This is a genomic window from Clostridioides sp. ES-S-0001-03, from assembly GCF_020676075.1.
GTDB lineage: Bacteria > Bacillota > Clostridia > Peptostreptococcales > Peptostreptococcaceae > Clostridioides.
On sequence record NZ_JACVWJ010000004.1, the window covers coordinates 427,456 to 441,366 of the forward strand.

The following is a 13,911-nucleotide window of genomic DNA, read 5'->3' on the forward strand; positions in this document are numbered from 1 at the left end:
TTTCAATATATAGACTCACATAGACAACTTTAATTCTGTCATATAAATCTTTATTTGAATATTATTATATGTAATGTACTTAGTTTTTAAATGAATGTATAGGAGCTGGAATTCTTCCTCCTCTTTGAGTAAACAGTTCAGATGAATTTTTATTTATAGGCATTACTGGTGCTCGTCCTAAAAGACCTCCAAACTCGACCATATCACCTACATCACATCCTGGTGCTGGTATAATTCTAACTGCTGTAGTCTTATTATTAATCATACCTATTGCTGCTTCATCAGCTATCATAGCTCCAAGTGTACCTGCTGTAGTATCTCCTGGCACAGCTATCATATCAAGACCTACAGAACAAATTGCAGTCATAGCTTCAAGTTTATCTATACTTAAAGCACCCTTAATAACAGCATCAATCATACCTGCATCTTCAGATACTGGTATAAACGCTCCACTGAGTCCTCCAACATGTGAACATGCCATAACTCCACCCTTTTTAACTGCATCATTTAAAAGAGCTAGTGCTGCTGTAGTACCATGAGTACCAACAACTTCAAGTCCCATCTCTTCTAATATATTTGCTACTGAATCTCCAATTGCAGGTGTAGGGGCTAATGATAGGTCTATTATTCCAAATGGAACATCTAGTCTACTAGAAGCTTCTTTCGCTACAAGTTGTCCAACTCTTGTAATTTTAAATGCTGTCTTTTTAACAGTTTCTGCAACAACATCAAATGGCTCTCCTTTTACCTTTTCTAAAGCTCTCTTAACAACACCAGGACCACTTACACCAACATTGATAATTCTATCTGCTTCACCAACACCATGGAATGCTCCTGCCATAAATGGATTATCTTCTACTGCATTACAAAATACTACTAGTTTTGCACAACCAAATCCTTTTGCATCTTTTGTCATTTCTGCAGTTTCTTTTATAATTTCTCCCATTTCTTTTACTGCATCCATATTTATACCACATCGTGTAGAACCTACATTTACTGAAGCACATACCTTATTAGTACTTGCCAAAGCTCTTGGAATTGATTTAATTAATATCTTATCACCTTTTGTATATCCCTTTTGAACCAATGCTGAGAATCCACCAATAAAGTCTATTCCTAAATCCTCTGCTGCTTTATCTAATGTCTGTGCGAATTTCACATAATCTTCTTCATCTGTTGCACCTGCAATAATGGATATTGGAGTTACTGATACTCTTTTATTTACAATTGGAATACCAAATTCACGTTCTATATCCTTACCAACTTTTACTAAGTCTTTAGCAGAATTCATAATTTTATTATATATTTTTTCTCTCGCTTTATCTCCATCAGGGTCTATACAATCTAGTAATGAAATCCCCATAGTTATAGTTCTTATATCTAACTGTTCTTCATCTATCATCTTGATTGTTTCAAGTATATTTCCTACATTCACTGTTATCACCTCCCCTTACTATTTACTACAGATTATGCATTGAATTAAAGATTTCTTCTCTTTGAATTTTTACATCTACTGATAATTTCTTTCCTCTTTCAATTAAATCTTCAACCGTTTGCTCAAAAGAATTTAATGCTTTTTCTAAATCAACTACCATAATCATTGTAAAATATTCTTGAAGTATTTTTTGTGAAATATCTACTATATTAATATTTTGCTTGTATAGCTCATCACTAATTCCTGCTACTATACCTGGTTTATCCTTTCCAATCACTGTTAAAATTGCTCTCATAATAATATCCTCCCTTATTTTTTTATAAATCTTACATTTTTACAAATTGAACTAGTTGCTAACATATATTTCATTTATTTGTTGGTAAATCACTTTTTATGTATATATTTAATATATTTTAATACCTATATATTCATTTGTCAATTTTTTTTCAATATTCTATTATTTTTATACTATTTAACCAAACTGTATATTATATATCATTTTATTAATAGTTATATATAGTTTTCATAATAATGAAAGGCATTACTTAGTAGCTTTATAATTTACTAAATAATACCTTTTTAAAAATTATTTTTTTATTTGTATGAATTCTATTACATTTTTTCTTACACTTGGATTTACAGCTAATATAGAAACAATCATAGTTGGAGTTAATATACAAAGTAAAAAGAAAATCTCTCTATTTAAATTATATTTTTTAAATATAGATTTAAGATTCTCATTGTCATTTGCTATTTCATCATAATTATTTACTCCTGATTTTTCATTGTTTATTTCTTTATTTCCGTTTACAAAAGCCTCTCCATAAGAGAAATATTGATTATTATTGCTAAATACTGATTTCTGTTTTAAATTATAATTGCTATCATCTTCTATCATTAAATTTTTACTATTAAATTTATTTTTATACTCATAATCATTTTCTTTATCAGCATTTATATCAGTATTTTCTTTATTATTTTGATGATTTTTATTATCGACACCACCAGCACTTGGTCCTATGTTATCTTCTGAATCATTTGGTTTTCCTCCATTAGAATCATTATTTTCATTACTACCATTGTCAGTATTTTCTTTATTTTCATTATTATCTTCTTCTTTATTTTTATTGTTATTACCCTCATTTTCACTACTGCCATCTCTATCTGGGTCATCTCTACCACCACCTCCACGATCACCTCCATCTATAATAACGTCTCGGTCATCTTCTGGTGTCATCTGACCATTGCCTCCACCCATCACAAATCCTGGTTTTAAAAATATATTTGAATATCCGTCCCTTAATCCACCTTCTACATTTACTCTAAAACATCTCAATTTAAAATCTTCAAAATCAAGTATAGTTTGGTTACTAATATAATTTAATTCTTTGCTTACCCAATTTATACCATCATCAGAATATTCTACAAATACCTTCTTGGCATTATATGGCATACTGTAATCTAAAATAGCTGAATAACCCTTTTTTGAGTTTATAAAAGATACTTCTAAATCGTTTATAGGTCCTTTATTTGTAACATGAACATATAAAATAGGCGCAACATTATGATTTAGCACTATATTATTTTCATTTAGATATTCTTCTTTAAATTTTCCTTTTATCACGAACTCTGCATTTTTATTTAAATCAGTATAGTAATTTGATAAATCCCAGTCCACATCTAACCTTTTAAACTTTCCACTAGAAGTTTTTAAAGTTACAGTTTGAGGAAATTTTAAATCTTCTATTTTATCTTCTTTTGTTATCATTATTTCCTCTTCAAAGACTCCAATACCTCTGCAATTACACCTTATAATATTATAATCATCATCTTGAGGTATATCTGGCATTATTGTATTTTGCTCTCCTATAATATAGACATTCTTGATCTCTGATACAATTGACTGTCCTTTTTTATTGTTACTTCTTAACCCTAAACTTTGCTGTTTATTATCATCATTGGCAATTACTGAAGTATCCTCTATTTCGACTTCTCCCTTAGAATAAATTCCTATAGCGTTTTCTCCACTTGCTTTTATGTTTCCAACCTCACCATAATATGTATCTATAATTAAATCAGCTTCTTCTTCTGCATACAAAGCAGTTCCATTTAAAGCAGTTATATTATCTATCCCTATCCTTAGCTTTCCTCCTCGTTCTACATGAATTACACCGTCTGTTTCACCTTCTCCAATTATATTTAATTCATTCCCATTGATAAAAAAGTTCCCTTTATCTTTTATGAGTATTTTATACTTATTGGTATCTATTGTAATCTTAGTTCCATATGGAATACTAAGTTCAAAATAACCATCTATTACCATATCACAAGAAAGAGTGTAAACTATTTTTTTATTATTATATTCATTTTTCAAAATCCAACTTTTAAAATCATTCAGACAATTATTTTCTTGGGAAAAACTCTTATTTGGGAAAAGTGCAAAAATCATAATTAACAAATTTATAAGAATAAAAGCTTTGTTTGTTTTGCTCATATTTTTCTCCTACTAATTCTCTTATCAAATAAAATTGAGTTATTTTAAACAATTTTACTTATTTTACTATTTAAATTTTATAAATTTATTTATATACTTTATGATACCAGGATTTACTGCTATTATTGAACATAGCATGCTTAAAACTACAATTCCAATTCCAATGATGATTCCACTATTAAAATTTTGAGTTTTATTCTGTGATTGAGAAGGAGAGTCTAATTTATCATTAAACTTACCTACTTCAGAAGTATCTTCTCGATTTAAGGCATTATCGTCATTAAATGTATTTTGAGGAGATTTATAATTTTCATTATGACTTTCTGTTAATATTTCCTTTAAACTACTTTCAATTTTATTTTTCATGATTAAATCATTGCTTTTAAAGTTTTTGTCTTGATTATTAATGTTTTTGTTTGTTTCATTCTCTGTCTTAATATCTTTTTCATCTGACTTATCATTTTTTTCATCTTGCTGAAGTTTATTGTCTTTTTCTTCATCATTAGATTCTGTATCTTTATTAGAATCTTCAGGTCTTTGCTTATCAATAGCTTCATTCTCATTATTGTCATTTGTATCTCCAATAATCTCAGAATCTTCTCTATCTGGGTCATCTCTACCGCCACCACCACGGTCTCCATCAATATCATCATTTTCCTGTTCATCATCTGGTGTCTCTTGGCTATCGCCACCTCCCGTTATAAATCCTGGTTTAAAAACTATATTTGAATACCCTTCTTTTAATCCTCCTTCCACTCTTACTCTAAAACAACGCAGCTTAAAATCTTCAAAGAAAAGTATAGCTTGGTCTCTAATATCCTCCTGTTCTTCAGATATCCAATTTATTCCGTCACTTGAATATTCAACAAAAACTTTACTTGCACTATATGGCATGTCATAATACAAAGCAGCTACATATCCATTTCTTGTATTTTGAAATTCCAATTCCAAATTATCTATTGGTTTTTTCTCTATAACAGATATATTCAAAATAGGAACAACATCATCATTTATTATAATTTTTTCTTTATTTAATGTTTCTGTTTTAAACTTTCCTGTTATACTAAAATTTTCTTCTTTTTTTAGCTTTTCATAATAATCAGTAAAATCCCATTCTACATCTATATCTATTTGATTACTACTAGATGTTTCTAATATCATATCTTTGGGAAATTTTATATTTTCTATTTTATCATCTTTACTTACTTTTATTTCTTCACTAAATACATTAATTCCCCTATGACAACATTTTACAATATTATATCCAGAATCTTCAGATATGGCTGGTATAAACTCATTATAACTATCAATTATATAAATATTTTTACTTTTTGATACAATTGATTTAACAGTTTTATCTGAACTTCTTAATAATCTAGTTTTGTTGTCATTATCATAAGCTCTTACTGATGTACTTTCCAACTCAATATCACCTTTACAATATACTCCTACAGCATTTTTCCCTCTTACCTCTATATCCTTATATGGCACTCTAATGTCATTTTCAGAATAAATTCCTATAGCATTATTTCCATTTGCCCTTATATTTCCAATACTTTCATAGTATGAACTAAATCTTAAATAACCTCCTTCTTCAATATATAAAGCAGTTCCGTTGGTAGCAATTATATTATCTATACCTATATTTAATCTTCCTCCTTTTTCTACATGTATTACTCCATCTTCTCCACCCTCTCCTACTATATTCAATTCATTTTCTTGAATTATAAAATTCCCTTGGTCTTTTATTAAAATTTTATATTTATTAGTATCTATTGTGAGTTTAGCTTCATCTGGAGTGAAAAACCTATATTCTTCATCTATCACCATATCACAAGAAAGAGTGTAGACCATCTCTCCAGTATTGTTTTTATTTTCTTGATACCATATTTTAAAATCTTCAAGGCAATTATCCTCTTGTCCAAAGACTTTATGTGGAAAACTTATAAAACATAAAAATATCATATTTACAAAAATAAATATCTCATACTTTCTCATACTACACCTCTAGAATTTTTTTAGCTTAAAACAGCCTTGTCTAAAAATATACTTTACTCATTATAATTTTTCCACAATTATCAATTATTGTCAATTTATATAAAAACTTTTATTGATTTTTATAAATAAAAAGCTACTTGTTAAAGTAAACAAATATTTTACTTTAACAAGTAGCTATATTTTTATAACAAAATAGTTATGATATTAGAACTTCCTTCATTTACAATTTTTTGTAGAGTCTTTTGCATCTTGACTCTTATTTCCTCTGGCATAGTATACAATTTACTTTGAAGCTGTTCTTTTACTAAATCATGAAGTGACTTCCCAAACATATTTGATTCCCATAAATCTGCTGGTTGCTCTTCAAATACCTCCATAAGATATTTTATCATCTCCTCACCTTGATTTTGATTTCCAACTATAGGAGAAACTTCTGTAGATATATCTGCTTTTATAATGTGAAGTGATGGTGCATTAGCTTTTAACTTAATACCATACTGTTTTCCTTGTTTCATTATTTCTGGTTCTTCCAAGCTAAGTTCTTCTAAAGAAGGGGCTACTACTCCATATCCTTTTATCTTAGCATCTATTAAAGCGCTTTCTATCTTATCATACTCATTTTTAACTTTAGATAGTCTAGTTATCAGGCTAAGTAATTGATAATCCCCTTCAATTTTAAATCCACTTTTTTCTTCAAGGACATTATAGAATAAATCTTGCTTTGTTTGTAAGTCAATGTTTATGACACCTTCCCCTAACTCTACATGGTCAACACCTGTATCATCTAAAAAATCTAACTCAGAGAAACCTTGCATAATTCCTTCTATATCTCTTATTTTACCTATATCTATAATGCTCTGTTTTAATGTTGTTATTATACTACTTTTTATCCAGTGATTTCTCTCAAGACCTTCCACCCATTTAGGTAAGTTTATTCTTATTTCTGTAAGTGGGAAATCATATAGTACAGTTTCCATAACTTCTTCTATATCCTCATCTTCCATTTCAACTATATTCATTGGAAGGACTGGAACTTCATATTTTTCCTCTAATTCATTTCTAAGCAGACTTGTTTCTTCACTTCTAGGACTTAACGTATTTAAAACTACAGCAAATGGTTTTTTAAGATTTTTTAATTCTTGTATAACTCTCTCTTCTGGCTCTACATAGCTTTTTCTATCAATACCAGTAACTGAGCCATCTGTCAAGACAACTATTCCTATTGTAGAATGGTCTTTTATAACTTTTTTAGTCCCTATCTCTGCTGCTTTCTCAAATGTCATAGCTTCTTGTGACCAAGGAGTGGATACTAATCTTTGCTTTCCACCTTCCTCATGACCTAAAGCTCCTTCAACTATGTATCCAACACAATCTACCATTCTCACTTTTAAAGATACTGTGTCTTTTATTTTAATTTCTACACCATCTGCTGGTACAAATTTTGGCTCTACTGTCATTATAGTTTTGCCTGAACCACTTTGAGGTATCTCATCTCTTGTTCTATCTTTTTTGAACTCATTGTCTATATTTGGGATAACCAACTTTTCCATAAACTTTCTTATAAAAGTTGATTTTCCTGTTCTTACAGGTCCCACTACTCCAATATATATATCCCCCTGAGTCCTTTTGGATATATCTTCGTATATGTTATTATTCATATTATTCCTCCTATACATCTAATCTTATTAAATTATATTTAGATTTCGAGGTTAATATTCTTAAAATAGAAAAATAAAGACCAGCAATATTAATTTAGTTTACATATAGAAATTTGCAAATTTCAATGTAAATTAAATTATAATGCTAGCCTAAATAGTAATGTATTATATTAACTAACTTTAGTAGTATTTTCATTTGACTTACTATTCATTTCAATAAGCTCTTTACGTCTTTCTTTAGTCATATTCATCCATATAAATGTAAACACCAATCCAATTATGGCTACTATAGTAAGAACAATGAAGTAGTACTTATATCCAGTTACACCTGGAAATGCATCTAATATCTTTCCTGCTGCTAGAGGACAAAGTACTTCTGGAAGATATCCTAATGTAGCAACTATACCTATAGCAGTTCCTGATATTGATAGTGAATAATTACCTTCTTCAAGTAATGAATAATGTAAACCTTGAATTGCATACATAGATACATATATTGCAACACATCCAATCAATAGTACATAAATCATAGAAGATTTCGTTGGTGTAAAGATTACACCTAAAAGTCCTGCAATCATAAGTATAAATCCATAAGATATAATCTTTGATGAACCAACTTTATCTCCAAGCAATCCAGAAGCAGCTGATGCTACTGGTCTACAGTACTGAGCTAATATTGATATTGCAGATGCAAATACTACAGTAGCTCCAAATGCTTCAGTTGAATACGGCGTAAAATAATAAAATGACATATTAGCTGAATATGAGCAAAACATTATTATTGTTATTATCCATGTATGAGGCATTTTTATTACTGTAAAGAAAGCTTCTTTATCAAATTTGGCTGATACCTCTTTTTCATTATCTTTTAACTTAAAAAATACTAATAATCCAACTATTACATTTATAGCTGAATACAGTACTATAATAGCTGTAAGACCAGATTTATCACTTACTTTTGATGAAATATATCCAAATAATATTAAGACTATAGATAAATGAATTGCATTGGTAATTCCACGACCACTTTCCATAAATCCAAAAGCTTTTCCTTGTTCATTTTCAGATGCTAACATCCTGACAGCTTTTACAAGAGCTGGCCAAAAAGTAAGTATTGTTGTTATTCCCCATAAAGCATGGATTAAAAATACAACAATATATGGAGGATAAAGCGTTAATACAAGACCAGATACCCCTGTAATAATTAAAGAACCTGAAAGTAGTTTTCTGGCTGAAATACGGTCTGCTAAGAAACCACCAAAAAGGTATGATACCATTGCAAGTAGACCATAAATGCTTCCTAAACTCCCCATTTGTGTATTTGTAAGATTAAATGCTTGTGCAAAAGTGTCATAGTAATAATTCTTTAAATATGGTAAAGCATATATAAAGGCTCCTGCTACAAAGAGTATTATCAAGACTTTGAAATTTTTCCAAATGCTTGGTTTATTCACTTCAACTGACATATTTCCTCCTTATGTAAATACTCATAAATTTTTATGACAACTAATTATTGATTTTTTAACATTTCAATATATTATAGATTTATTGATATGTTAAGTTAATTTATCCATAATTTTTAGTGAACTAAAGAGATACGCTTTTAGTTCACTAAAATAATTATATTTTTATTTATAGGAATCTCCAGAATTATTAGATACCTTCTTTTCATAGTTCTTCCATATCATTAAACCTGTTATTATAACAAAAAGACCTCCACCTATCATTTCAATCTCATAGACTATATTATCCTTTAAAGTCTCCATAACTGGTGCTGTTGAGAAAAGTATCCCTACTACAGTCACTACAAGTACCATTCTGGCTATATTGATACAAACTGAATCACTTTTTGCAATTGAGTATGGTCTTTCTTCGTTTGGTCTTGTCTTTCTAAGTCTTATATATGACGTAAAAAGTAATACATATGGAAACAAGGCTGTTAATGCTGTCATAGTTACAAGGACATTATATATATTATCTACTGATGGCAGTAAATTTGTTCCTATAAGAAGTAGACTCACTATTATAGCTTGAATTACTACAGCATTTGATGGTATATTGTGTTTATTTGTAACAGTTAATTGCTTAGGAAATACACCTTCTTTTACATTTCCAAAAAGCATCTTTACTGGACCTGCTATATAAAGTATTAGTGCTCCAAGTACTGATAAAGTTATCCCAAATGCTACTACTCTTATAAACCAGCTTCCTATTCCTAAATCTTGTGCAACTTTAGCTAGCGCATCTAGTATTCCTGTCGATGCTGCAATTTCATCTGGAGGAAGTATCATTGTTATTGCTACTGAACCTAGGATATAGATTCCTCCTATTAAAACAGCTACTGTCAATATAGCTTTAGGGAAGTTTTTCTTAGCATTATCCATTTCGGTTATGAAATTAGCAGTTGTTTCAGCTCCTGATAGTGCAAATATTATAGCAGATATAGAAACTAGTGAATTAGCATCTATCTTTGGTATTATATTTTGGATTGTATATACAGATGCTGATGGAGCTTTTTTGAGAATAACTACAGACATAAATGCCATCACTATAAGTAATATAGCAGGAATTGTAGAACCTAATGCTCCTGTATTTGTAAAGAATTTTCCAAATGCCATTCCACGAGTACTTACTAAGGATAACATCCAGAATATTATGAGTGAAAGCACTAAAATAAACATCTTATTGTTTGATAGAGCTGGATTTCCAAGCATATAAGCAATATTTATAGCTAAGAATGTCAAGAATGAGGAATACCAAAATATCTTTGATGTCCAATTTAACCATGACACCATAAATCCCCACTTCTCTCCATAAGCCTGTTTAACCCATTCTCCAAGTCCACCATCTTTTGGATATGTTGCAGCCAACTCTGCACATATAAGTGATGCTGGAACAAAGAATATAAAAGCAAACAATAACCAAACTGGTATCGAACCAAGACCCAACCCAAAACTAGAGGCAGTAGATTTAGCTATCCATCTAATCCCAAATAATGCTGATATATTCATAAATACTAAATCCCAAAATCCAATCTTCTTTTTCACTGTAATTCCTCCAATTTCAAATTTACTTAAATTCATACATATGTACTAATTTAAATATCAAGTATAAGCTCTTCAACACTTCTTGGATAATTAGTTATAATTGTAGCACTATTTTTACCTACTATTGCTGTATCTGAATGTCTAAATCCTCCAATTCCAGGTATATATATTCCTGGTTCCATAGAAAATACCATTCCTTCTTCTAATATTAATTCATTGTCAAATCTTAAATATGGTTCCTCATGTTCTGATAAACCTAAACCATGACCAATTCTGTGATTTGAATATAACTCTAGACCATGCTTTGCAACAACAGCTCTTGCTGCTTCATCCACCATTCTTGCTGGTATACCAGCTTTTATTGTATCTAATCCAGCTTGTTGAGCTTCTACTGCAATCTTAAATACTTCCTTTTGTCTTTCTGTTGGTTTACCTATAATAAAAGTTCTTTCATTTTCTGCTCTATAGTTTTCATACCAAACCTGTCTACTATGTATTACTATATCTCCTCTTTGAAGTATCCTAGTATTGGAGTCTAAATGTGGTTGTGCTGTTCTATCGATGCCTGAACAAGTCCAGTTTGCAAATCCGATATATGTATCAGGATAATTTTCAGATACATATTTTAGTAAAGCATTATCCCCTGCAACGTCAAATTCCAATTCACTCATCCCAACTCTAGCATTTTCCAAAGAACCTTTTATTCCTATATCGGATAAGTAACCAGCTATCTTTAAAAATTCTATCTCTCTTGCATCTTTTACATATCTCATTTCAAATATTTTACTTCCAACATCTTTAATAGCAAATGATTTCTCAGTTATATATTCTGAAAAGCTTGCAGATACTATATCTTTTTCTATCCCAACAGTTATTCCTTTAGGATATCTATTTAAAATTATATCTAAGTAATGTTTATGTGATATTCCATGTTCTTTCATCTCTGGTATTTCATAATATACATATACATTATCAACTTTTGCAACTTCTTTAGCATGTAGCTCCTCTAATCCAGGTACTATTAATTCTATTTTATCTTGAGTTACTACTGTTACAATTGGTCTAGAGTAAGTTATTGCTTTAAATCCACTAATATAAAATTGGTTGTCTGGTTCAAATATTAGGGCAATTTCAATGTTTTTTTCATTCATATACTTTCTTAATCTTTCTAGTCTCATATTATTTGACATAGTGCACCTCTTTCTCAATATTTAGATAATTTATTCAACACAACAAAGATAAACATATTATTTTAAAATTATTAACATTTTTATTAATTGTTGTATTCATATGTAAATTAAATTTATTTGTGATTATTTTATCATAATCATGATTATTTTGTCAATCATGATTTCATTTTTAAATATTTTTTATGTTATTATGATTTTGAATTATCTAAAATATAACGAATATAGATTATATTTTGGAATATTATTCTTGATTTATGGCAAATTTAATGATAAAATCACGATTATATAAACTATATTGATTATTTGTAGGTGAATAAAATGACAAATAAAGAGTTACAAAAGAAAAGGATATTGATGTATTTCATAGAAGCTGCTCAAAACATTATGGAAAATGAAGGAATAGAAAATATTACACTTCGTAAGGTTGCAGATATGGCTGGCTATAACAGTTCAACCCTATACAACTACTTTAAAAATTTAGACCATCTAATATCATTTGCATCTATAAAATATTTTAAAGATTATAACTTGAATATTTCAAGGTGTATAGAGAATGTAAATGATGAATATAAGAAATATATAATTATGTGGAAATTATTTTGTAAACATTCTTTTGAAAATGCCCAAGCTTTTTATCAGGTATTTTTTAACTTGTCCAGTGATGAGCTTAGTTATATAACAAAACAATATTATGATATGTTTCCAGAGGACTTAGGTATTCATGACAGTGATATATCTTTAATGATTACAGGAAAAAGTATAAAAGAAAGAAATAAAATACTGTTGAACAATCTTGTAGATACTGGATATATACCAGCTAAAGATTTAGACATAATCAATGATATAATTATTTCTTTTTATCAAAATCTATTATTCTTAAAAAAGAACACAGGAAAAAACTCTAATGATGATGAATTAACTATGAAAATGATTTCTTCTATTGAATACATAATAAAACATGCTAAGTAATATTAAAATAGCCCTCTTTATATAAAGAGGGCTAAAACATGTCTATTATTTTTTTATTTTATTATGCAATAAGTTTATATATCATCACCTAAAACTACTTCTTCCATTTCGTGCTTTTTACTTCTCATCATTAGCTCTATTCCAACTTCTTTAGGATTTGCACCTTTAGTTATCACAGAATATATAGCATTAGTTATTGGCATATCTATATTCAGCTTTTCAGCAACATCATGTGCTACTTCAGTAGCCGTTATTCCTTCTACAACCATCTTTACTTCTTTTAATGTATCTTCTAAGCTCATACCTTGACCTATAAGTATACCCGCTCTTCTATTTCTACTATGCATGCTTGTACAAGTAACTATTAAATCTCCAATGCCTGAAAGGCCTGCAAATGTAGACATGTTAGCTCCCATAGCAGTACCAAGTCTACTCATTTCACTAATTCCTCTTGTCATAAGAGCTGCTTTTGCATTGTCACCATACCCTAAACCATCACATATACCAGCGCCAAAAGCTATAATATTTTTTAATGCTCCTCCAAGTTCAACTCCAACTATATCTGGATTTGTATAAACTCTAAGTTTAGGGCTCATAAATAAATCCTGTATGCTCTGTGCTATTTTTAATTCTTTAGAGGCTACTACTACTGTAGTAGGTATATTTCTTGCTACTTCTTCAGCATGAGATGGGCCAGATAGTATTACATATGGATTTTGTGGCAATTCTTCTTCACATACCTGAGACAATCTAAGTCCAGTGCCTTTTTCAAGACCTTTTGCTACATTAACGATAATTTGTCCAGCTTTTACAAAGGGTTTTATTTTTTCACAAGTACTTCTTACTGCTTGAGATGGAACTGCTAAAACTATTACTTTGCAATTTTCTATAGTTTTTTCTATATCAGTACTTATAGTTATATTATGTGGAAATAATACTCCTGGTAAATAGTCTGTATTTTCTTTAGTCCTGTTTATTTTTTTAGCTTGTTCTTCTTTTCGAGTCCACATGCTAACATCATTACCTTTATTTGCAAGGCCTAAAGCTAATGCACTTCCCCAACTTCCAGTACCTAATACACATACTTTCTCCATGTTTAACACCACCTGAGTATAATATA

10 protein-coding genes are annotated in these 13,911 nt (G+C 29.5%); 1 reads left to right on the forward strand and 9 read right to left on the reverse strand.

Features of this window, described 5'->3' with window-relative positions:
• Positions 1-79: 79 nt before the first annotated feature.
• From IC174_RS10890 to IC174_RS10925, 8 genes are all read right to left on the reverse strand, one after another.
• Positions 80-1,435, reverse strand: a complete 1,356-nt coding sequence (locus tag IC174_RS10890; RefSeq protein ID WP_227432441.1) for a PFL family protein — start codon at positions 1,433-1,435, stop codon at positions 80-82.
• A 25-nt stretch (positions 1,436-1,460) separates the two neighbouring features.
• On the reverse strand, positions 1,461-1,730 hold the full coding sequence (locus tag IC174_RS10895; protein ID WP_227432440.1) for an ACT domain-containing protein: 270 nt from the start codon (positions 1,728-1,730) through the stop codon (positions 1,461-1,463).
• Positions 1,731-2,021: 291 nt separating this feature from the next.
• Positions 2,022-3,929: an Ig-like domain-containing protein gene (locus IC174_RS10900; RefSeq protein ID WP_227482891.1), complete on the reverse strand. Its 1,908-nt coding sequence runs from the start codon at positions 3,927-3,929 to the stop codon at positions 2,022-2,024.
• Between the two features lie 66 nt (positions 3,930-3,995).
• On the reverse strand, positions 3,996-5,927 hold the full coding sequence (locus IC174_RS10905; protein WP_227482892.1) for a hypothetical protein: 1,932 nt from the start codon (positions 5,925-5,927) through the stop codon (positions 3,996-3,998).
• Positions 5,928-6,109: 182 nt separating this feature from the next.
• A complete protein-coding gene (gene spoIVA / locus IC174_RS10910; RefSeq protein WP_227432437.1) occupies positions 6,110-7,585 on the reverse strand; it encodes a stage IV sporulation protein A in 1,476 nt (491 codons plus the stop codon).
• A gap of 170 nt (positions 7,586-7,755) precedes the next feature.
• On the reverse strand, positions 7,756-9,051 hold the full coding sequence (locus IC174_RS10915) for an MFS transporter (protein ID WP_227432436.1): 1,296 nt from the start codon (positions 9,049-9,051) through the stop codon (positions 7,756-7,758).
• A gap of 162 nt (positions 9,052-9,213) precedes the next feature.
• Complete coding sequence (locus IC174_RS10920) at positions 9,214-10,668, reverse strand: amino acid permease (RefSeq protein WP_255612845.1); 1,455 nt, start codon at positions 10,666-10,668, stop codon at positions 9,214-9,216.
• Positions 10,669-10,682: 14 nt separating this feature from the next.
• Positions 10,683-11,822, reverse strand: a complete 1,140-nt coding sequence (locus IC174_RS10925; RefSeq protein ID WP_227482893.1) for a M24 family metallopeptidase — start codon at positions 11,820-11,822, stop codon at positions 10,683-10,685.
• 318 nt (positions 11,823-12,140) lie between these two features.
• Here IC174_RS10925 and IC174_RS10930 point away from each other — a divergent pair, with 318 nt between their 5' ends.
• Positions 12,141-12,791, forward strand: a complete 651-nt coding sequence (locus tag IC174_RS10930) for a TetR/AcrR family transcriptional regulator (RefSeq protein WP_227482894.1) — start codon at positions 12,141-12,143, stop codon at positions 12,789-12,791.
• A 74-nt stretch (positions 12,792-12,865) separates the two neighbouring features.
• On the opposite strand, the gene IC174_RS10935 is transcribed toward IC174_RS10930, so the two are convergent.
• Positions 12,866-13,885: an NAD(P)H-dependent glycerol-3-phosphate dehydrogenase gene (locus IC174_RS10935; protein WP_227432432.1), complete on the reverse strand. Its 1,020-nt coding sequence runs from the start codon at positions 13,883-13,885 to the stop codon at positions 12,866-12,868.
• Between the last annotated feature and the right edge of the window lie 26 nt (positions 13,886-13,911).

What these genes read in the sequence shown, in the direction of transcription:
- IC174_RS10900 (WP_227482891.1), bottom strand. Translation starts at nt 3,929, where the DNA reads ATGAGCAAAACAAACAAAGCTTTTATTCTTATAAATTTGTTAATTATG.
- IC174_RS10920 (WP_255612845.1), bottom strand. Translation starts at nt 10,668, where the DNA reads ATGAATTTAAGTAAATTTGAAATTGGAGGAATTACAGTGAAAAAGAAG.
- IC174_RS10935 (WP_227432432.1), bottom strand. Translation starts at nt 13,885, where the DNA reads ATGGAGAAAGTATGTGTATTAGGTACTGGAAGTTGGGGAAGTGCATTA.
- IC174_RS10925 (WP_227482893.1), bottom strand. Translation starts at nt 11,822, where the DNA reads ATGTCAAATAATATGAGACTAGAAAGATTAAGAAAGTATATGAATGAA.
- IC174_RS10905 (WP_227482892.1), bottom strand. Translation starts at nt 5,927, where the DNA reads ATGAGAAAGTATGAGATATTTATTTTTGTAAATATGATATTTTTATGT.
- IC174_RS10915 (WP_227432436.1), bottom strand. Translation starts at nt 9,051, where the DNA reads ATGTCAGTTGAAGTGAATAAACCAAGCATTTGGAAAAATTTCAAAGTC.
- spoIVA (WP_227432437.1), bottom strand. Translation starts at nt 7,585, where the DNA reads ATGAATAATAACATATACGAAGATATATCCAAAAGGACTCAGGGGGAT.
- IC174_RS10895 (WP_227432440.1), bottom strand. Translation starts at nt 1,730, where the DNA reads ATGAGAGCAATTTTAACAGTGATTGGAAAGGATAAACCAGGTATAGTA.
- IC174_RS10930 (WP_227482894.1), top strand. Translation starts at nt 12,141, where the DNA reads ATGACAAATAAAGAGTTACAAAAGAAAAGGATATTGATGTATTTCATA.